Origin of the sequence: Pantoea ananatis LMG 2665 (assembly GCF_000710035.2) — a bacterium.
GTDB lineage: Bacteria > Pseudomonadota > Gammaproteobacteria > Enterobacterales > Enterobacteriaceae > Pantoea > Pantoea ananatis.
In genome coordinates this window covers 120,707-141,777 of record NZ_JMJJ01000001.1, presented here as the reverse complement: position 1 = coordinate 141,777, position 21,071 = coordinate 120,707, and the positions used below count along the sequence as shown (strand labels likewise).

At 57.7% G+C, this 21,071-nt stretch carries 13 protein-coding genes; 9 read left to right on the top strand and 4 right to left on the bottom strand.

Annotated features, from left to right (window positions below; translation table 11 throughout):
* Window positions 1-246: 246 nt before the first annotated feature.
* From atzF to EL29_RS00590, 9 genes are all read left to right on the top strand, one after another.
* The gene (atzF, locus tag EL29_RS00630; RefSeq protein ID WP_028714802.1) at window positions 247-2,040 is read left to right on the top strand and encodes an allophanate hydrolase; all 1,794 of its coding nucleotides are present in this window, start codon (window positions 247-249) and stop codon (window positions 2,038-2,040) included.
* 6 nt (window positions 2,041-2,046) lie between these two features.
* On the top strand, window positions 2,047-5,664 hold the full coding sequence (gene uca / locus EL29_RS00625) for an urea carboxylase (RefSeq protein ID WP_028714801.1): 3,618 nt from the start codon (window positions 2,047-2,049) through the stop codon (window positions 5,662-5,664).
* Between the two features lie 9 nt (window positions 5,665-5,673).
* Window positions 5,674-6,375, top strand: a complete 702-nt coding sequence (locus EL29_RS00620; protein WP_028714800.1) for a GntR family transcriptional regulator — start codon at window positions 5,674-5,676, stop codon at window positions 6,373-6,375.
* Window positions 6,376-6,405: 30 nt separating this feature from the next.
* A complete protein-coding gene (gene urtA / locus EL29_RS00615) occupies window positions 6,406-7,674 on the top strand; it encodes an urea ABC transporter substrate-binding protein (protein WP_019106391.1) in 1,269 nt (422 codons plus the stop codon).
* 77 nt (window positions 7,675-7,751) lie between these two features.
* Window positions 7,752-9,317 carry an urea ABC transporter permease subunit UrtB gene (gene urtB, locus EL29_RS00610; protein WP_014595298.1) on the top strand — a complete coding sequence of 522 codons (1,566 nt, stop codon included), beginning with the start codon at window positions 7,752-7,754 and terminating at the stop codon, window positions 9,315-9,317.
* A complete protein-coding gene (urtC, locus tag EL29_RS00605) occupies window positions 9,317-10,393 on the top strand; it encodes an urea ABC transporter permease subunit UrtC (RefSeq protein ID WP_013024537.1) in 1,077 nt (358 codons plus the stop codon). Before urtB ends, urtC begins: the two co-directional genes overlap by 1 nt.
* Entirely contained in the window at window positions 10,386-11,177 is a 792-nt protein-coding gene (urtD, locus tag EL29_RS00600; protein WP_014595297.1) for an urea ABC transporter ATP-binding protein UrtD, read from the top strand. Before urtC ends, urtD begins: the two co-directional genes overlap by 8 nt.
* Window positions 11,178-11,876 (top strand): urea ABC transporter ATP-binding subunit UrtE, encoded by a 699-nt coding sequence (urtE, locus tag EL29_RS00595; RefSeq protein ID WP_013024535.1) that lies wholly within the window; start codon window positions 11,178-11,180, stop codon window positions 11,874-11,876. It begins immediately after the preceding gene.
* Between the two features lie 307 nt (window positions 11,877-12,183).
* A complete protein-coding gene (locus tag EL29_RS00590) occupies window positions 12,184-14,301 on the top strand; it encodes a TonB-dependent siderophore receptor (protein ID WP_014606628.1) in 2,118 nt (705 codons plus the stop codon).
* Window positions 14,302-14,338: 37 nt separating this feature from the next.
* On the opposite strand, the gene EL29_RS00585 is transcribed toward EL29_RS00590, so the two are convergent.
* The 4 genes from EL29_RS00585 to EL29_RS00570 all read right to left on the bottom strand — a co-directional run bounded on the left by EL29_RS00585 (window position 14,339) and on the right by EL29_RS00570 (window position 20,861).
* Window positions 14,339-15,571 carry an MFS transporter gene (locus EL29_RS00585; RefSeq protein WP_028714799.1) on the bottom strand — a complete coding sequence of 411 codons (1,233 nt, stop codon included), beginning with the start codon at window positions 15,569-15,571 and terminating at the stop codon, window positions 14,339-14,341.
* An 80-nt stretch (window positions 15,572-15,651) separates the two neighbouring features.
* Entirely contained in the window at window positions 15,652-18,003 is a 2,352-nt protein-coding gene (locus EL29_RS00580) for a GNAT family N-acetyltransferase (protein ID WP_028714798.1), read from the bottom strand.
* A gap of 1 nt (window position 18,004) precedes the next feature.
* Window positions 18,005-19,297, bottom strand: coding sequence for a lysine N(6)-hydroxylase/L-ornithine N(5)-oxygenase family protein (locus tag EL29_RS00575; RefSeq protein WP_014606631.1), 1,293 nt, complete (start codon window positions 19,295-19,297; stop codon window positions 18,005-18,007).
* Between the two features lie 10 nt (window positions 19,298-19,307).
* Window positions 19,308-20,861, bottom strand: a complete 1,554-nt coding sequence (locus EL29_RS00570) for a pyridoxal phosphate-dependent decarboxylase family protein (protein WP_028714797.1) — start codon at window positions 20,859-20,861, stop codon at window positions 19,308-19,310.
* Window positions 20,862-21,071 lie beyond the last annotated feature (210 nt).

Here is a 21,071-nt window from a genome sequence, read left to right as displayed (position 1 = left end):
CTGGCTCTGTGCCAGACGTTATTCATGCTAACCAGGGGAAGCCACTCTTGCCATGTTCTTCACAAAATTTACCTTCGCACCGCTTTAACGCACCCTGATGTCACAATGCCTGCGCGACAACTGTGCGTTTTATCATCACATCTTCTTATGACTGTTCGAATTATCTCATTGATTCATGGCATTAAAATTCTGGCACGCCCTTTGCTTCGTTGAATCCCATCTTGTATACCTGTTGGAATTCACTGCATGGCTTCGACATTCGGTTTGACCCTTAATGACTGGCAGCAACGCGTTCGGCAACACCCGGAGCAGGTTCACACGCTGCTGGCTGAACACCTTTCTGAGCTGGATCCAGACGATAATGCGTGGATCTGTCTTGCCACTCCCGCCCAGTTAATGGCGCAAACTGAGCCGCTCCTGGCGCGTTACCAGCAGGATCCGGATGCCCTTCCACTGTTCGGTGTTCCCTTTGCCGTGAAAGATAACATTGACGTGGCTGGCTGGCCGACAACGGCAGCCTGCCCTGCATTCCGTTACATCGCCGCCGAGGATGCCTTTGTGGTGGCACAGCTTAAAGCGGCGGGCGCGGTGGTGATGGGGAAAACTAACCTCGACCAGTTTGCTACCGGACTGGTCGGTACACGTTCACCTTACGGCGCGGTATGTAACACCTTTGACCCGGACTTTGTAAGCGGCGGCTCCAGTTCGGGATCGGCCTCGGTACTGGCTCGAGGGCTGGTGGCGTTCTCTTTGGGTACCGATACCGCCGGTTCTGGCCGGGTGCCCGCCGGTTTCAACAATATTGTCGGTCTGAAACCGACCAAGGGCTGGCTGTCTGCGCGCGGTGTCGTTCCTGCCTGCCGCCTGAACGACACAATTTCTGTCTTTGCGCTGACGGTGGACGATGCTTTTCGCGTCGCCAGCCTGGCGGGAGGATACGATGCTCAGGATGCCTACTCGCGCGTTCATCCTCGTACGGCGCCCGCGGGCATGAAATCCCATCCTGATTTCGCAATTCCTGCCGCCCCCGTGTTTTTTGATGATGCAGCTGCCGAAGCGGCCTGGGACGCCGCGCTGACCGCACTGCAGGACAACGGCGCCACGCTGCATCCGATTGATTTCACCCCCTTCACGCAGCTCGCCGAACAGCTCTACTACGGCCCGTGGGTGGCGGAGCGTACCGCTGCCGTAGGCGAGATGCTCAACCACCCGGAGAAGATGGATCCGGTGGTGCACAGCATTATCTCGACGGGGCTGAAATACAGTGCCGTCGAGGCCTTTGAGGCCGAATACCTGCGTGCCCGGCTGGCGCGCCAGATTCAGCAGATTCTGGCGCCGTTTGATGCGCTGGTCGTGCCCACGTCCCCCACGATCTATACCCTGGATGAGATGCAGCAGGAGCCGGTGATTTACAACTCACATTTTGGTACTTACACCAACTTTACCAATCTGGCCGATCTTGCCGCACTGGCGCTGCCCGCCCCTTTCAGAAACGACGATCTGCCCGCGGGCATTACGCTCATCGCCCCCGCCTGGCATGACCACGCGCTGGCGCAGTTTGGCCTGCGCTGGCAGCAGGCTATGGCCCTGCCGCGCGGCGCCACTGGCAAGGCCCAACCCGCTGAGCCTGCGCCGCTTCCCCCTTCGGACGACCATGTTCGTCTTGCGGTCGTGGGCGCGCACCTGACCGGCATGCCACTTAACTTTCAGCTCACGCAACGCCAGGCCGTCCGGGTAGAAGAGACCCAGACGGCCAGCCAGTATCGCCTGTTTGCCCTGCTGGATGGCCCGGTCAAAAAGCCGGGACTGATGCGGGCGGAACAGGGCGCCGCCATCGCCGTCGAGCTCTGGGATATCCCCCTGGCGCGCTTTGGCGAATTCGTGGCCGAGATCCCACAACCCCTGGGCATTGGCAGCCTCACGCTTGCCGATGGTCGCGTGGTGAAAGGCTTTATTTGTGAAGGTTCCGCGCTGACGCACGCGCTGGAGATTACCGAATTCGGCGGCTGGCGTAACTGGCTCGCTTCTCTGGAGAGTTAATCAATCATGTTCAGCACCGTTCTGATTGCCAATCGTGGCGAAATTGCCTGCCGCGCTATCCGTACCCTGAAACGTTTGGGCATTACCAGCGTCGCGGTCTTTTCCAATGCCGACCGTAACGCGCAACATGTCAAAGATGCCGATATCGCTATTTGTCTGGGCGGTGACAAAGCCAGCGACAGCTATCTGCGCATTGATAAAATTCTGGCGGCCGCGCAGGAAAGCGGCGCCCAGGCTGTCTGGCCGGGCTACGGTTTTCTCTCTGAAAGCCTGCCGTTTGCCGCCGCCTGTGAGGAGGCCGGCATCGTATTTGTTGGACCGACAGCGCAGCAAATTGGTGAGTTCGGTTTAAAGCACCGTGCCCGTGAACTGGCAGCGCACGCCGGTGTTCCCATGACGCCAGGCACGCCGCTGCTCGACTCGCTGGATGACGCCCTGGCCGCCGCGAGCCATATTGGTTATCCGGTGATGTTAAAAAGCACGGCCGGGGGCGGCGGCATCGGCCTGACGCGCTGCGCGGATGCCGAGGCGCTCCGGCATGCCTGGGAGAGCGTGCGCCGGCTTGGCGAACAGTTCTTCAGCGACGCAGGCGTATTTCTTGAACGCTGCATCGATCATGCCCGCCATGTTGAGGTACAGATCTTTGGCGACGGCAAAGGCACCGTGGTCGCTCTGGGCGAGCGCGACTGCTCTCTGCAACGCCGCAACCAGAAAGTGGTAGAAGAAACGCCCGCTCCCTGTTTGCCCGCTGCAACCCGCGATGCGCTGCTCGCCTCGGCAGTCCGGTTGGGCGAGGTGGTCAATTACCGCAGCGCGGGCACCGTCGAATACATTTACGATGCGCAGCAGGACGCCTTCTATTTCCTGGAGGTCAATACCCGCCTGCAGGTTGAACATCCGGTCACCGAATGCGTCACGGGTCTTGACCTGGTCGAGTGCATGTTGCGCGTGGCTGCCGATGAAGCGATCGACTGGCCGCGCCTGCAGCAGGCACCTCAGGGCGCCTCGATCGAAGTCCGGCTCTACGCTGAAGATCCGCTTAAACACTTTCAGCCTTGTCCCGGTGTCTTAACCCATGTGCACTTTCCCGAGGATGTGCGCGTCGATAGTGGAATCAGCACCGGTAGCGACGTATCGAGCTACTACGATCCCATGATCGCCAAACTGATCGTTCATGCTGAAACCCGGGACGCCGCGCTGGCCAAACTGCAACGCGCGCTTAATGCCACTCAACTGCACGGCATCGCCACCAATCTTGATTACCTGCGGCAGGTCATCGCCACCGACGCCTTCCAGAACGGCAACGTCTGGACTGGTTTTCTGGATGATTTCACGCCATCGGCCCCGGTGGTGGAAGTTCTGCAGCCCGGCACCTTTAGCTCCGTGCAGGACGTTCCGGGCCGCCTTGGCTACTGGGATATCGGCGTACCGCCCTCCGGCCCCATGGACGACTATGCTTTCCGGCTGGCTAACCGTATCGTCGGCAATCATGAGGCCGCAGCAGGACTGGAATTTACCTTACAGGGCCCGACGCTGCGTTTTCATTGTGCGACGACAATTGCCCTGACCGGCGCTGACTGCGCCGCCATGCTGGATGGTGAACCCGTTGCAAACTGGCAGCCTGTCACGGTCAATGCGGGACAAACGCTCACGCTGGGCCGCGCGCTGCAAGGCTGTCGCTGTTACCTGGCCATCCGTAATGGTTTTGACGTACCGGAATACCTCGGCAGCCGCTCCACTTTCTCGCTTGGTCAGTTTGGCGGGCACGCGGGGCGGACGCTGCGGGTTGCCGATATGCTGCCGGTTTCCCAGCCGCTGCTGGCCGCCTGCACCACACCGGCCCCGATCAGCGCCCCCCAGGCGCTCAGCCCGGCGCTGATACCGACCTACACGAACGAATGGCACATTGGCGTGCTGTACGGGCCGCACGGCGCACCTGACTTCTTCACCCAGGCCGCCATCGACGACTTTTTTGCCAGCGACTGGCAGGTACACTACAACTCAAACCGCCTTGGCGTACGCCTGGTCGGGCCAAAACCGAGCTGGGCTCGCGCTAACGGCGGTGAGGCCGGTCTGCATCCCTCCAACGTACATGACTGCGAGTATGCTATCGGCGCAGTCAACTTTACCGGTGATTTCCCGGTGATCCTCACCCACGACGGCCCCAGCCTTGGCGGCTTTGTCTGCCCGGTAACGATAGCCAAAGCCGAGCTGTGGAAAGTCGGTCAGGTTAAACCTGGTGACAGCATCAGTTTTCACCCCATCAGCGTAGAGGAAGCGACCGCGCGGGAACAGGCTCAGAAGCAGGTGATTGCCACGCTGCGGCCGCACTCTGCGCCCGCGTTTGCCGTCCCCTCGCTGGCTGAAAACCGCTTTGGTTCCGGCACCCTGCTCGCCGCTGTCGCCGCCACGGAAACCTCCCCCAAGGCGGTCTATCGCCAGGCCGGTGATAAATACATCCTCATCGAATATGGCGACAACGTCCTCGATCTGGCATTGCGTCTGCGTGTGCATTTGTTAATGGAGGCGCTGCGTGCTCAGCCTGTTACCGGGATCGAAGAGCTCTCTCCTGGCGTGCGCTCGCTGCAAATTCGCTACGACAGCCTGGTCCTGAGTCAGTCGCAGTTAATGAACGTGCTGCTGGAACGGGAAGCGATGCTCGGCAATGTCAGTCACCTGAAAGTTCCGTCACGCATCGTCTGGCTGCCGATGGCCTTTGAAGACAGCGCGACGCTCGGTGCGGTGGAACGCTATAAAGAAACCGTGCGTGCCAGCGCGCCCTGGCTGCCAAATAATGTCGATTTTATTCAGCGCATTAACGGATTAACCAGCCGCGACCAGGTCCGCGACACGATCTTTGAGGCCAGCTATCTGATTTTAGGGCTGGGGGATGTGTACCTTGGCGCGCCCTGCGCCGTGCCTGTCGATCCCCGTCACCGCCTGCTGAGTTCCAAATACAGCCCGGCCCGTACCTTTACGGCAGAAGGCACCGTCGGCATCGGCGGGATGTATATGTGCATTTACGGCATGGACTCGCCCGGCGGCTATCAGCTGGTGGGCCGTACCTTACCTATCTGGAACAAGTTCCTCAAAAATGCGCAGTTTACTGCAGGCGAACCCTGGCTGCTGCGCTTCTTCGATCAGGTGCGCTTTTATCCCGTAACGGAAGAGGCGCTGACGCAGTTACGTGACGATTTCCGCGAAGGTCGCGCCACGCTGCGTATTGACGAAACTGAATTTGACTTTGCCGCTCACCAACAATTCCTGGCGGATAACGCTCAGGACATCACGGCGTTTCGCCAGCGTCAGGCAGCGGCTTTCGAGCAGGAAGTCACGCGCTGGTCGCAGGAGGAACAGGAGATCGCCTCTCCTCCAGATAAAGCGCCTCATACCGCCGCTGAAGATGACAGCGCGCACGCGGTGCAGGCAGATATGAACGGCAATATCTGGAAAGTGCTGGTACAGCCCGGGGATGACGTCAGCGCGGGTCAGACGCTGGTGATTGTTGAAGCAATGAAAATGGAGCTGGCGATTGCAGCCCCCTGCGCCGGTCGGGTGAAACGCATCGCCTGTCAGGCAGGGCGTGCCGTCAGCCCTGGCGATACGCTGCTGTGGCTGGAATAAGGAGAGCCGATGACAACCCGTTCACCCCGTAATAAAGCGCGTCCGGAAGCCCTGGCGGAACGTGTTTACCAGACGCTGAAAAACGACATTTTTGAGTTTCGCCTGATGCCCGGTGACCGCTTCAGCGAGAGTGAAATTGCTGAACGTATGGCGGTCAGCCGCACGCCAGTCCGGCAGGCACTGTTCTGGCTGGAGCGTGAAGGCTATGTCGATGTGTGGTTTCGCAGCGGATGGCAGGTCAAAACCTTCGATTTTGCCTATTTCGAAGAGCTGTACGATCTGCGCACGGTACTGGAGTGCGAAGCCGTGAAGCGTCTGTGCGAACTGCCCTCGGCGCAGTGCGCCGCCCGGCTGCGCGAGCTTTATCAGTTCTGGTGTGAGGCCGCCCGGCTGGATGACGGCAAGAAAGTGTCGCAGCACGATGAGGCCTTTCATATGACGCTGGTCGCCGCCGCAGGCAACAGTGAGATCGCGCGTATTCACGCTGAACTGACCGAGAAGATCCGCATTATTCGTCGTCTCGATTTTACCCGCGAAGACAGGATCGCGGCGACGTATCGCGAGCACGCGCAAATTTTACAGGCCATTTTTTTGCAGCAGACCGGCAAAGCCCAGCAGATGCTGAGCGAACACATTGCCGCCAGTAAGGCTGAGGTCAGGAAGATCACGATCCATATGTTACAGCAGGCCAGGCTCCAACCCATCGAATAACGCATCCATCTAACCAGGGGTTTAACATTGATGAAAAGACGTTCATTGCTCAAGGCTTTTGCACTCTCCGCTACCGTTGCAGGTATGGGATTCTCATGGAACGCCCAGGCGGCTGACACCATCAAAGTGGGTATTATGCACTCGCTTTCCGGCACTATGGCGATTTCCGAAACGCCACTGAAAGATGTCGCCCTGATGACCATTGATGAAATCAATGCGAAAGGTGGCGTGCTGGGTAAAAAGCTCGAACCGGTGGTGGTGGATCCCGCCTCAAACTGGCCGCTCTTTGCCGAAAAGGCGCGCCAGCTGCTGACCCAGGACAAAACTGCGGTGGTGTTTGGCTGCTGGACCTCGGTATCACGAAAATCCGTGCTGCCGGTCTTCGAAGAGCTGAACGGCCTGCTCTTCTACCCGGTACAGTATGAAGGTGAAGAGATGTCACCGAACGTCTTCTACACCGGGGCAGCCCCTAACCAGCAGGCTATTCCGGCAGTGGAATACCTGATGAGCCAGGATGGCGGCGGCGCGAAACGCTTCTTCCTGTTGGGAACAGATTATGTGTATCCCCGCACGACCAACAAAATTTTGCGGGCTTTCCTGCACACCAAAGGCGTACAGGATAAAGACATCGAAGAAGTTTATACCCCGTTCGGCTACAGCGATTACCAGACCATCGTGTCCAATATCAAGAAGTTCGCCGCAGGCGGGAAAACCGCGGTGGTCTCCACCATCAACGGAGATTCCAACGTGCCGTTTTACAAAGAGCTGGCGAATCAGGGCATCAAAGCCACCGACATACCGGTGGTGGCGTTCTCAGTGGGCGAAGAAGAGCTCCGTGGAATTGATACCAAACCGCTGGTCGGCCAGCTCGCCGCCTGGAACTACTTCGAATCGCTGGATAACCCGACCAACGCCAAATTTGTCGCCGATTACCGTGCTTATGCCAAAGCCCATAACCTGCCGAATGCCAGCAGCGTTGTGACGAACGATCCGATGGAGGCGACCTACGTAGGGATCCATATGTGGGCGCAGGCCGTCGAAAAAGCGGGCACCACCGACGTGGATAAGGTGCGCGCCGCCATGGCCGGGCAGACCTTTAAAGCGCCGGATGGCTTTACCCTGACGATGGATCAGACTAACCACCATCTGCATAAACCCGTGATGATTGGCGAAGTTGAAGAAAACGGTCAGTTCAACGTGGTCTGGCAAACCGACAAACCGGTACGCGCCCAGCCCTGGAGCCCGTATATCCCCGGTAATGACAAAAAACCCGATCACCCGGTGAAAACGTCTCAGTAAGACAGGTGCCGCCCCTGATCTCTCTGTGGGGCGGCAGTAAGGACTTCCTATGATCGCCTATTTGATGAGGCTCTCCCATGACGCTTCGCCTGTGTTTCTTTAGTTTTTTGCTGCTCCTGCCGCTGTTTGCCAGCGCCGGACCGGCGGCCGACTTCGCCGCGGCGAGCCGCGCTCAGCAGGCGGAATTGCTGCAACAGTGGGCCGCTGCGCCAGATGTCAGCCGGTTGCCGCTGCTTCAGGCGCTGAAAGCCGAAACCGTGGTCACGGATCAGGATCGTCATCCTTTTAGCCAAACCGGTAATGGGCTCCAGCCGCTGGATACGTCATCACAGCCGAAGGGCGCGCTAAAAAAACTGTTTATGAATAACCGGTTGCGCGTGCTGGTCGCCAGTGCGCTCGCCGCACATCAACTGGTGAGCAGCGACGCCAGCGTACGCCTGAGTGCGGCACAGCAGTTACAAAATGACGCCGCCGCCGATCTTCTCCCGCTGATTACGCAACGCCTGAGCCTCGAAAAGGATGCGCGCGTGCATGCCGCGCTGGCGATGGCGGCGGCCAGCCTGCAACTGTCCAGCCCTCAGCCCATGGTTCGGCTGCGGGCGGTGAAACTGCTGGGCGAGTCCGGCGATCCTAACACCCAGGCAAGCCTGCAACGGCTGACCCAGCCCACAGTGGAGCCCGATGAAACCGTACGCGAGGCGGCAACAGAAAGCCTGCAACAGATTAAAAGCCGCCTGATGTGGGGCGATCTGTTGGGCCAGGCGTTTAGCGGCCTGTCGCTGGGTTCGATACTGCTGCTTGCCGCCCTGGGCCTGGCGATTACCTACGGCCTGCTGGGCGTGATCAATATGGCGCACGGGGAAATGTTGATGCTGGGTGCCTACGCGACCTGGATGGTGCAAAACCTGTTTCAGCAGTTCGCGCCGCATTACATCGGCTGGTATCCGCTGCTGGCGCTCCCGGTCGCCTTTGGGTTAACGGCGGTTATCGGTATGGCGCTGGAGCGCACCATTATCCGTCACCTGTATGGCCGTCCACTGGAAACCCTGTTAGCCACCTGGGGCATCAGCCTGATGCTGATTCAGCTGGTGCGGATGCTGTTTGGCGCGCAGAACCTTGAGGTTGCGAACCCCGCCTGGCTGTCCGGCGGATTGCAGGTGCTGCCGAATCTGGTTCTGCCCTGGAACCGTATTGCGGTCATTCTGTTCGTGGTGTTTGTGCTGATCCTGACCTGGCTGCTGCTGAACCGCACGCGGCTGGGGATGAACGTGCGGGCGGTAACGCAAAACCGGGCCATGGCCGACTGCTGCGGCGTGCCAACAGGCCGAGTCGATATGCTGGCTTTTGGCCTGGGCTCCGGCATCGCCGGGCTGGGCGGCGTGGCCCTGTCCCAGTTGGGAAATGTCGGACCGGAACTGGGCCAGGGCTACATTATTGACTCTTTCCTGGTGGTGGTGCTCGGCGGTGTGGGGCAACTGGCCGGCACCGTCGTGGCTGCGCTGGGGCTGGGCATTCTCAATAAAGTGCTGGAGCCGCAAATCGGCGCGGTGCTGGGGAAAATCCTGATTCTGGTCATGATCGTGCTGTTTATTCAAAAACGTCCGCAAGGGTTATTTGCGGTGAAAGGAAGGGTGACTGACTAATGACGCAACCCATCTCCTTACGTCTGGCTCGTCAGGCCCCGCGCCTGACGCTGGGTATTGGCGCACTGGTTACGCTGATGCTGCTGATCATGCCATTTCTGGCGCTGCTGCCGGCCACCCATCCGCTGGCGATATCGACCTATACCTTAACCCTGGTGGGTAAAATTCTGTGCTATGCGGTGGTCGCGGTGGCGCTGGATCTGGTCTGGGGTTATGCCGGTTTACTCTCTCTGGGACACGGCCTGTTTTTTGCGCTGGGCGGCTATGCGATGGGCATGTACCTGATGCGCCAGGCGGCGGGCGACGGCGTACCGGCCTTTATGGCCTTTCTCTCCTGGGATCGGCTGCCGTGGTTTTGGGCGGGCACCCAGCATTTTGCCTGGGCGCTGTGCCTGATTGTGCTGGTTCCCGGCCTGCTGGCGCTGGTCTTTGGTTTTTTCGCCTTCCGCTCGAAAATCAAAGGGGTTTATTTCTCCATCATGACCCAGGCATTGACCTATGCCGGCATGCTGCTGTTTTTCCGCAATGAAACCGGTTTTGGTGGCAACAACGGCTTTACCGGCTTCACCACCCTGCTTGGTTTTAATGTTACCGCCACGGGCACGCGCATCGGCCTGTTTGTCGCGACGGTGATATTGCTGTTAGTCAGTTTAGGCCTGGGTTTTGTCCTGGCACGCAGTAAATTCGGCCGGGTGCTGACGGCGGTCCGCGACGCGGAAAACCGTCTGATGTTCTGCGGTTACGATCCCCGTGGCTTTAAGCTGTTCGTCTGGACGCTGTCCGCCGTGTTATGCGGCATGGCGGGCGCACTTTATGTGCCGCAGGTCGGCATTATTAATCCTGGTGAAATGTCCCCCACCAACTCCATCGAAGCCGCTATCTGGGTCGCACTGGGTGGACGCGGCACCTTAATTGGCCCACTGCTGGGCGCCGCGATTGTTAACGGCGCGAAGAGCCTGTTTACCGTTGCCTTCCCAGAGTACTGGCTGTTCTTTCTGGGGATGATGTTTATTCTGGTCACGCTGTTTCTGCCGCGTGGCGTGATTGGCTTACTGCGCCGGAGAAAAGATGACTGAGCACCCGTATACCCAATCATTTCCCGCCGATCGTCATCGTGTTCAGCGCGATCCGGTGCTGCAACTGGAAGCCGTCACCGTCTCTTTTGATGGCTTTCGCGCCCTGTCCGATCTGTCCTTACAGATCGGCGTGGGCGAACTGCGCTGTGTGATCGGCCCTAACGGCGCAGGAAAAACCACGCTAATGGATGTGATTACCGGCAAAACACGACCGGATAAGGGCCGGGTCATTTACGATCAGGATAATGACCTGACCAGCCACTCCCCCGTTGAGATTGCCCGTCGCGGTATCGGACGCAAATTTCAGAAACCCACGGTGTTTGAAGCGCTGACGGTGTTTGAAAATCTGGAAATTGCCCTGAAAACCACTAAAACCGTTTGGGCCAGCCTGCGCGCACGGCTTAACAGCGAGCAGCGGGATCGGATTGACGAGGTCCTCGTCCTGTTGCGGCTCACGGGTTCGCGTCACCGCCAGGCGGGCCTGTTGTCGCATGGGCAGAAACAGTTTCTTGAGATCGGCATGCTGCTGGTGCAGGAGCCGCACCTGCTTCTGCTGGATGAACCTGCGGCCGGCATGACCGATGCGGAAACCGACTATACCGCCGAGCTGTTCCGTAGCCTGGCAGGGAAACACTCACTCATGGTGGTTGAACACGACATGGGCTTTGTGGAAACCATTGCCGACTACGTCACGGTTTTGCATCAAGGCAAGGTGCTGGCGGAAGGTTCGCTGCGCGAGGTTCAGGCCAACGAGCAGGTCATCGACGTTTATTTGGGGCGCTAAATGTTACAGGTATCTGAACTGCATCAGTATTACGGTGGCAGCCATATTCTACGCGGCCTGTCTTTTGAGGTAAAAACAGGCGAAATCACCTGCCTGCTGGGCCGTAACGGCGTGGGCAAAACCACGCTGCTGAAATGCCTGATGGGATTGATTCCGGCCAAATCGGGTGAGGTACGCTGGCAGGACAAGCCGATCGGGACGCGCAAGCCGCATCAGCGCGTGCAGTCCGGCATCGCTTACGTGCCACAGGGCCGCGAAATTTTCCCCCGTCTCACGGTTGAGGAGAATCTGCTAATGGGCCTGTCCCGCTTCTCCGCCTCACAGGCCAAACAGGTGCCTGATGAGATCTATCAGCTGTTTCCCGTGCTGTTCGACATGAAGTCGCGGCGCGGAGGCGACCTGTCCGGGGGACAACAGCAGCAGTTAGCGATTGGTCGCGCGTTGGCAAGTCGTCCGCAGTTGCTGATCCTCGACGAGCCGACGGAAGGGATCCAGCCGTCGGTGATCAAAGAGATTGGCATGGTGATCCGTCAGTTGGCGCAGCGCGGCGATATGGCGATTCTGCTGGTTGAGCAATTCTATGATTTCGCCGCTGAGTTGGCCGACAGCTATCTGGTGATGTCGCGCGGCGAGATTATCCAGCGCGGTCGTGGCAGTGACATGGAGGCGGAGAACGTGCGCGGTCTGGTCGCCATCTGACACTCCTCCCCGGCAGGCCAGATCGCCTGGCCTGCCTTCACGTCGTACGTGAAGCGTGTTGAATGTTTCTCCCCCGCCCCGCCCGATACAACCTGCCCGAAAAGGCTTCCCTGACGCACGTTCCACGCGTGTTTACCCCGTTAGCCTGCAATTTCTTTAACAATAACGCTGAAGACATCTTGTAATGATTAACAGTAAAGGCAATAATTCTCATTTGCATTCAATGTAAATAACCTGTTCTTAACACCAATTTTCGCTCCTTTCCTCTGTCGGGAGCGGCGTATCTACCATTTGTAAGGGATAAACAATGAGAATGCCTTTCTGCCGGAAACGGTTAGCGTTGCTGTGTTCCATCGCCATTGCCACACCTGCAGTGACCTTTGCCGCCAACACGCTGGTGGTCACAGCAAAGCCCGAAGAAACGTCGACAACCCCGACAGAAGGCTATACGGCGACCGTCAGTAAAGGCGCAACCAAGACCGATCGTCCGCTGATCACCACCGGGCAGTCAGTCTCGGTGATCACGCGCCAGCAAATGGACGATCAGGGTGCGATGGATGTGAATCAGGCGCTGAATTACACTGCGGGCGCCTTTACGAACTTCGCCGGTGCGGCCACCCGCTACGATACGGTATCGTTGCGCGGTTTCCACGGCGGCGACGTTGATAATATTTTTCTGGACGGCCTGCGGCTGATGAGCGATCCGGGCAGCTACAACGTGCTGCAGGTTGATCCCTGGTTCCTCGAACGCATTGACGTGATCAAAGGCCCCTCTTCTGCCCTGTATGGCCAAACCGTTCCCGGTGGATTAGTGATGGAGACCTCTAAGCGTCCTCAATATGCGCCTGAAGGACATTTCCGTCTGTCCACCGGCACCCATAACACCAACAGCGCCGCATTTGATTACACCAACGCGATCAACGATCAGTGGGCTTTTCGTCTGACCGGCATCACGCGCAACAGCGATACGCAGTACGATCATACCCGCGAAGAAAAATATGCGATTTCGCCCTCGCTGCTGTGGCAACCGGATGAAGATACGTCACTGCTGTTACGCGCCTATCTGCAGAAGGATCCTTCCGGTGGCTATCACAGCGCCGTGCCGGGTGATGGCAGCATAACCGAGCATAACGGACGTAAGCTCAGCACCGGTTTTTATGACGGCGACAGTACACTGGATCAGTTCAAACGTCGCGAGCAAATTTACAGCGCGGAGTTCGCTCACCGCTTTAATGAAACCTGGGCCTTCCGCTCCAATGCCAGCTATTCCCACTCCAATGTCGATTTGGATCAGGTTTATCAGGCTGGCTGGGATTCTCCGCAGTCTGAACTGCTTAATCGCTACTATTCCGGTTCACGTTCTTCACTGAATGCGTACGCGATCGATAATCAACTGGAAGCCGATTTTGCCACGGGTCCGGTAGATCATAAGGTCGTACTGGGCGCGGAATATCATAAGTACACCAATGATTTGCGTGATGCCAGTGGCTTAGCCAGTCAGCTTAACGCGCTGACAGGCCAGGCCGTGGGGACGAATCCGGCTTACGTATTCCAGAACTCACAGCGCCGTTACTACCAAACCGGTATGTATCTGCAGGATGAGATGAAATGGGACAAGTGGCATCTGGATCTCTCCGGCCGCTACGATCGGATCGTGTCTGAAAACAGACAGTACAGCACCGATACGCAATATCGTCGTCAAGACGATCACGTCAGCGGTCGCGCGGCGCTGCTCTATGCATTTGATAACGGTATCTCTCCGTATGCCAGCTACAGTCAGGCCATTACGCCGCAATCGCTTTCCGGACAGGACGGCAACCTGCTGAAGCCGACTACATCTGAGCAGTACGAGGCCGGGATTAAATACCAGCCCGTGGGCACGTCCGATCTCTACTCAGCAGCCGTGTACGACCTGACGCAAAATGATGTGGGTAACCGCGTGGTGGTAGGCTCTTATTACGAACCGGCCGGGAAAGTGCACTCTCAGGGCCTCGAACTGGAAGCCCATAATCAGCTCACTCCGCGCCTGAGCACGCTGGCGAGCTTTACGCTCAACCACGTGCGCTTCAAAGATTCTATCGACGGTAACAACGGTCATACGCCTTACGTGACGCCCAACTCGATGGCTTCTGCGTGGGCGAAATACCAGTTTGATGCCGGGATCAGCGTAGGTGCAGGCGTCCGTTACATTGGTCGGCAGTGGGCAGACAATGAAAACACCACTCGTCTGCCTTCCGCCACGCTGTTTGATGCCTCGGTACGTGCCGATTTAGGCGTCTGGAACAGCAGCCTGAAAGGCGCTTTTGTGCAGGTTAACGCGAATAACCTGACCGATCGCGACTATGTCTCCGCCTGCTATGGCACCGGCTTCTGCTACTGGGGAGCTGAACGCACCATCGTTGCCACCGTCGGCTACGATTTCTGATCCTTCCCACAGGCGGCACCGGGCCGCCTGTCTCACCTCAGGCCGTTACGGTGCTGTGTCGCCGCTGTTTTTCGCGCAGAAACGACCGCACCAGTGCCAGCCATAACAGCCCGCACAGCAGATTAATCAGGCTGAACCAGGCCGTTCCGCCACCGAAGTACGCCGCTTTCACCGCCTCAATGCCCAGCGCAAACACCACCATACTGACCATCCCTAACATCGCCGCGACGCTGCCCTTGCCCGCCCGGCTGGAGAACAATGTCAGTCGGTACAGCCCGGCATTCACCATTCCGGTGCCAAATCCGTAAAGGCTCAGGCCCGCCGTCAGCCATGCCGCGTTGCCTGCATTGATAAAGGTGCCAATAGCGGCCACCGTCAAACCCGCCATAATCGGCCAGGCCCCCAGCCGCAGCGGCTGTTCAACCGGCAGACGGCTGGCAAGCCGCCCCAGCAGCAGATTTCCGGCGATCATCGCCAGAAAGACCGGTAACTGGAGCAGCGCATAATCCATGCGGCTCAGTCCCAGATCGTGAATCAGGATAACGGGAGAAAGCGCTACCCATGCCAGACAGGGAATCGTCACCAGGCCGATGGCCAGTGAACCGCACATCACCTGGCGGTCTTTTAACAAGGCGTAATAGCCGGCAGCCAGGGACTTCAGCGACACGGAGGTGTTTCTGTCGCCCGCCGTTTCCGGCATCGAGAGCCACAGGCCCGTCAATGCCAGAGCAGACAGGGCGGCAAAAAACAGGAACAGCGTGCGCCAGTCCGCAACAGCCAGAAACGCCGTGCCCGCCAGCGGCCCGGCCAACGGTGCCAGCAGCGCTACGTTAGCCATCAGCGCCATCATCTTTACGCTGAGCGCTTCGTCAAATGCCTCCTGAATGGCGGCATAACCGACTGCACCGATGAAACACAGGCTGATGCCCTGAAGAAAGCGCAGCAGGATAAACTGCCCAATGCTCTGCACCCAGTGGGTTGCGAGGCAGGTCAGCATGAAAAAGGCAACGCCTGCCAGCAGCACCGGACGTCGTCCCAGCTTGTCGGATAGCGGGCCCAACAGCCACTGCAACAGCATGCCGCCCATCAGGTAAGCGGTCAGTGACGTGGAGACCCACTCCGGACCCACGTGAAATGCCTGCGTGACCAGCAGCATGCCTGGCTGAATCATGTCGTGCGCCAGATAGGTGGCAAACTCAAATAACACCAGCGATAAGGGGAACAGGAAATGTCGACGCGTGAGGCGCGAGACCGGTTGAAAAAGAGCCATCGTGTAGAATGTCCAGAAAAACGATAAAAAACGCGGTCGCCTGAGCGACCGCGCTGATGTGAAAGGAGGTCATTATCCCGTTACCGCCATTTGGCGATGGGATTCTCCAGCGTACCGGCAAACTTGAGGTTTTCTGCAGGATCGGACAGGTTAATCATCTGCTGATTGTTCGCCAGCTGCAGGCGATTCAGGCAAGAGCGGGTGAATTCGGGCGCAAACATATCGTAGCGGGCGAACTTACTGGCAAGCTGCGGATGGGCCTGCTGATAGTCCTTGACGCACTGCGCCACCCGCTGCCAGAACTGGGTTTCCGACAAGGTATCAGACTGATGCAAAATCGCGCTGATAAAGCGGAAAATGCAGTCGAAGACGTCGGTAAAAATCGACAGCAGCTTCAGATGTTCAGGCACGTCCACCGCCAGCCGCTGCACCTTTTCAGGCAGAACCGCATCCGGATTCATCACCGCAATCTCCTCGCCGATGTCCTTCATGTAGGCGCTGACCGGCACATTGTTTTCCAGCAGCAGAATAAGGTTCTCACCGTGAGGCATAAACACCAGATCGTGTTGATAAAAGCAATGCAGCAGCGGGCTGAGATAACAGTTCAGGTAACGGTCAATCCACTGTTCCGCTGGCAGCCCCGAATCGGCGATCAGCGCCGGTAATAACGGCTGCTGCTGATGATCGACATGCAGAAACGCCGCCATGGTCATTAAACGCTGGCCAGGCTGCAGGTCAGTGACCGGATTATCACGCCACAGGGCCGCAAACATTTTCTTGTAGGCAGAGTCGCCTTTGATCGCGCGTTCGTAATGTCGGTTGTGATAGCCCACTGCGGCCACTTCACGCAGGATGCGGAAATCACAGCGCTGGAGCCAGCTATCGTTTGCCACCAGCGTTTCCAGCCATTCGTTAATCGCGGGCGTGGTCGCCATATAGTAAGGCGAAAGACCGCGCATAAAGCCCATGTTCAGCACCGACAGCGCCGTTTTCACATAGCGTTTCTGCGGCTGGCTGCGGTTAAAGAAGGTGCGAATCGACTGTTGAGCCTGATAGTGGTCCTCACCGATTCCGAGATAAATAATGTCCTGGTTAGCAATATCCGCAGCAAACACCGTCAGCAGTTTATTCTGCCACTGCCAGGGATGGACCGGCATCAGGATATAGTCTTCGGCGACGACGTCTTTGCTCGCCAGTTGAGCGGCGAACTGGTCGAGGGCAGCCTGTCCTAACTCCTCCTGCAACAGCCGCGCATAGCTCAGTTCACTGATGCTGGAGAAGTGAGCATTACGTCGATGCACGGCGACCCAGATCAATCTCACCGGCGTCGCCGCCTCAGGCGCATAAGCGAGATAATCGCGAGCATCAAAACCAATACGGCCGTTATTGGCGACAAAGCAGGGATGCCCTTCCGTCATCGACGACTCCAGGGTCTGGAAGTCCGCCTTCACCAGCGCCTGGCTGTCTGGATTGTTCTTCTGCAGTTTAAACACGCTACTGCACAACGTGCTGCTAATCTCTTCCATATAGGTCGCCAACAGCGCCTGAGGGATGCCGATTTGGGCATTGAACTCTTCAATAAACTGCAGCGCATCCAGCGGTAAACGCTGGCCGTTTTCCTGTTTTTGCAGGGAAGCCACATCGATTTCCCAGTGGTCCAGCGCCAGCCGTTGTGCGGAAAAAACATATTCTGATTCGCCATTCGGCACGGCCAGCTGGTAACGGCCACTGCCGACATCAACAGGGGTGATCAGCTTCTCGTGCGCGAATTCGGCAATGGCTTTGCGAATCAGTAAACGGTTGGCCTGCAGCCAGTCATGTCCGGTGAGGTGTGAACCGTTCAACAGCGGTGTGGTGTTATTCATATGTGATTCCTGCAGTAGGGCCTGCTGATAATCATCGCGCTGGCAGAAAGCCAACCAGGCCGTTTTATGTCCCATATCAATGGTGTGCTGATAGCGAAAACCCGCACGTTTATTCAGGCGATGGATTTTGTCATTGCGCACGTCCGGCTCGACCACCACGCGGTTAACCTCGGGGCGGCTGAACATGTAGTCCATGACCGTGCTGAACACCTGCCAGCTAAACTGGCTGACCGGTGTCACCGCGGGCGCGATCAGAATATGCATGCCGTAGTCGTCTGGCTGGGCGGGATAATGCCTGCCGACCTCATCCTCACTGGCACGATAACATTCGATAAGAAACGCCGGTTCGCCATCGCAGCAGCCGATTAACGCCGCATGGGGATCTTTTGCCGTCAGCTGTTGATAGAATTCGGCGACCTGCTCTGGCGCGTGATCCTGCATTCCCCAGAAGCGGGCGTAGTCGCGCGTGACCCAGCGGTGAATAAGCCTCACATCAGCGGGCAGCAGGGGACGAAGGGTAAACTGCCCCGCTGGACGGGCCGCAGTGAAAAGTGTGGACTGTGACATATTAGTGTTCCGTTTGGGCCGGGAAAGTCTGGAAGGCGATTTGACGCTCAACGGGATAAACTTCCCGCCCGGTGAGTTCACGCAGGAGCACCGAGTTGCGATAGCAGGCCATGCCAAGATCCGGCGTCACAAAACCATGCGTATGCAGCTCCGCGTTCTGGACGAAGACCTGGTTGTGCAGGTCGATACTGTAATTGCGCTGGACGTCGTAACGGCCCTTCTCATCCCAGCGCAGACGCTGGCTGATGCCTTCGATAAACATCGGCGGGCGATACTGATAACCCGTTGCCATGACCAGGCCCTGAGTACGACGCGTGTAAGCACAATCCTGTTCCTGATGATGCAGCGCGAGTTCACATTCACCGCCTGGCAACCAGCGCATACCGGTAAGTTCAGAATGGGTGAACAGGTTAACGTCCAGCGCGCCATCCAGTTGCTTGACGTACATCAGGTCGTAGATGTCGTTGATTAAGGTGCTGTTAATACCTTTGTAGAGATTTTTGTGGCGCGCGTTCAGCGCATCGCGCTTCTCCCCCGGCAGCGCGTGGAAGTAGTCGACCCATTCTGGCGAGGTCATCTCCAGGGTCAGTTTGGTGTATTCCAGCGGATAAAAACGCGGCGCGCGGGTGATCCAGTTCAGCTGATAGCCAAACCGATCGATGTCCGTCAGCAGATCGTAATAGATCTCTGCAGCGCTCTGCCCGCTTCCCAGCACGGTGAGGGTGCTTTTTTTCTGCAATTCCGCTTTGTCTGCCAGATACTGGCTGGAATGGGTGAAACGCGACTGGTGCGGTCGGCTGCACGCCGGCAGCCAGGCGGTGGGTCCGGTGCCCAACACCAGCTTACGGGCCAGCCACTCTTGCTGCTGACCCGTGAGCGTATCCACCGAGCGAACGCAGTAGCACTGTCGGGCATCGTCGTAGCTTACATAGTCTACGCGCGTGTTCCAGCGTAAATTACTCAGCTGTGAACAGGCCCACTGACAGTACTGGTTGTACTCTTTTCGCATCAGGAAGAAGTCTTCGCGAATGTAAAACGAATAAATTTTCCCTTTCTGTTTCATATAATTGAGCAGGCTATAGGGATTGGTGGGATCGGCCAGCGTCACCAGGTCAGCCATAAAGGGCGTTTGCAGATGCGCACTCTCCAGCATCATGCCGGTGTGCCAGTCGAATCCCGAATTTTGATCCAGAAAAATCCCCTTCAGCCCCTCAACCGGTTCGCTCAGGCAGGCCAGGCTGAGATTAAAAGGACCGATACCAATACCGATAAAGTCATACATCTGGTTGTTCATTGCACCGTTCTCACTGGTTAGCCACGGGTAATGTCACGTCACGCGCCTGTTCTCGACCGTAATGGGCGATCAGGGCGATCACATCTTCAATGTCAGCCACCGAGGTGGTGGGATTCAGCAGGGTAAATTTCAGGTACTGCCGCCCCTCCACTTTGGTCCCGGCAATCACCGCATTACCGGATCGGAACAGCGCCTTGCGGATACCGGCGTTGATGGCATCCAGCTGTGCGGGATTCATGCCAGGGCGTGGCACGAAGCGGAAGATTTGGGTGGTCAGTTCAGGCGCATGCAGAACCTCAATCGCCGGATGGGCGTTCAGCCGCTGATGGGTTGCCTGAGTCAGCGTCAGAATGGTATCGAATGCCTCACCCAGTGCAGACGGCCCCATAATGCGTAAGGTCAGCCACATTTTCAGCGCGTCAAACCGACGCGTGGTCTGAATACTTTTATTGACCAGGTTTGGCGTCCCTTCCTGCTGGGCGCTAAGCGGATTAAGGTAATCAGCATGGTGCGTTACATGGCTAAGGTGCTGTTTCTCGCGCACAAAGAACGCGCCACAGCTTACGGTCTGGAAGAATGACTTGTGGTAATCCACCGTCACCGAGTCGGCTTTTTCAATGCCGTTGAGGCGCTGGCGATGCTGTTCGGAAACCAGGAGGCCGCAGCCGTACGCCGCGTCGACGTGCATCCAGATGCCGTGCTGCTGACAAAGTTTCGCGATGCTTTCCAGCGGATCGATACTGCCGAAATCGGTGGTGCCGCTGGTGGCAACGACGGCGATAGGGATCAGGCCCTGCTCATGACAGCGCTGAATCTCCTGCTCAAGCTGCACGCTGTCCATGCGGTAATGGTCGTCATACGCTACCGGGATGACCGCATCGTAGCCCAGGCCGAGAATGGCCATCGATTTCTGGATGCTGAAGTGGCTCAGTCTGGAGGTCAACACGCGCCATTTTGCCGCATCGGCAGGCAGGCCCTGATGTTTGATCAGGTGGCCCGGATGATGTGCGGCGCACCAGCTGTCGCGCGCCAGCAGCATCGCCATCAGATTCGACTGCGTCCCGCCGCTGGTAAAGATGCCGTCTGCGCTCGCAGGCAGACCGATGCGGCCCAGCGTCCAGTCAATCACCTTCTGTTCTATCAGCGTTCCGCCCGCACTCTGGTCCCACGTATCCACGGAGCTGTTGACTGCCGCCATGATCTGCTCGGCCAGCAGAGACGGCAGTACAACCGGGCAGTTAAGGTGCGCCACGTATTTGGGATGGTGGAACCAGATGGCATCGCGCAGATAAAGCGTCCGCAGCTCTTCCAGCGCGGCCTCGTTATTTCCCAGCGGCTGGTCAAGATCGACAGCGCTGAAAGCCGGAGCCAGCTCGTGGGGCAGAATACCGCTGAAGGGCTTTTCAACGCGCTGAATGGTGCTGGAGATCAGCGCCAGCGCCTCTTGCGTTTGCTGATGCCACGCAGGGATTTGCGCGTCGTTAAAGATAAAGTCCTGAGCAGTCAGGACCTCATCAGGCAGATGTCGGCGAGGCACCGACAGATTTTGCTTACGTAACACCATATCCTGTTCCTTTGTTAAAGACGTAGGCCGCCCGGCCACCGTGAAAACAGGGCAGCAGCATGCGCCAGACCGCGCGAGTCAGTTCAGATTCAGTAACCTTTAGCCGAGCTGGCTAACCCATGAGATCAAGAAAATTAAGAATTTATGTTTAAAAAAATCATTAAAAACTACATTTTATGTGGTTAATTTGCATTAAATATGCGCTTTTTA

Excerpts from the sequence above, each read along its gene's own strand:
- urtD (WP_014595297.1), top strand. The coding sequence starts at position 10,386 with ATGACTGAGCACCCGTATACCCAATCATTTCCCGCCGATCGTCATCGT.
- urtB (WP_014595298.1), top strand. The coding sequence starts at position 7,752 with ATGACGCTTCGCCTGTGTTTCTTTAGTTTTTTGCTGCTCCTGCCGCTG.
- urtE (WP_013024535.1), top strand. The coding sequence starts at position 11,178 with ATGTTACAGGTATCTGAACTGCATCAGTATTACGGTGGCAGCCATATT.
- EL29_RS00590 (WP_014606628.1), top strand. The coding sequence starts at position 12,184 with ATGAGAATGCCTTTCTGCCGGAAACGGTTAGCGTTGCTGTGTTCCATC.
- EL29_RS00580 (WP_028714798.1), bottom strand. The coding sequence starts at position 18,003 with ATGTCACAGTCCACACTTTTCACTGCGGCCCGTCCAGCGGGGCAGTTT.
- uca (WP_028714801.1), top strand. The coding sequence starts at position 2,047 with ATGTTCAGCACCGTTCTGATTGCCAATCGTGGCGAAATTGCCTGCCGC.
- urtA (WP_019106391.1), top strand. The coding sequence starts at position 6,406 with ATGAAAAGACGTTCATTGCTCAAGGCTTTTGCACTCTCCGCTACCGTT.
- EL29_RS00570 (WP_028714797.1), bottom strand. The coding sequence starts at position 20,861 with ATGGTGTTACGTAAGCAAAATCTGTCGGTGCCTCGCCGACATCTGCCT.
- EL29_RS00620 (WP_028714800.1), top strand. The coding sequence starts at position 5,674 with ATGACAACCCGTTCACCCCGTAATAAAGCGCGTCCGGAAGCCCTGGCG.
- atzF (WP_028714802.1), top strand. The coding sequence starts at position 247 with ATGGCTTCGACATTCGGTTTGACCCTTAATGACTGGCAGCAACGCGTT.
- urtC (WP_013024537.1), top strand. The coding sequence starts at position 9,317 with ATGACGCAACCCATCTCCTTACGTCTGGCTCGTCAGGCCCCGCGCCTG.
- EL29_RS00585 (WP_028714799.1), bottom strand. The coding sequence starts at position 15,571 with ATGGCTCTTTTTCAACCGGTCTCGCGCCTCACGCGTCGACATTTCCTG.
- EL29_RS00575 (WP_014606631.1), bottom strand. The coding sequence starts at position 19,297 with ATGAACAACCAGATGTATGACTTTATCGGTATTGGTATCGGTCCTTTT.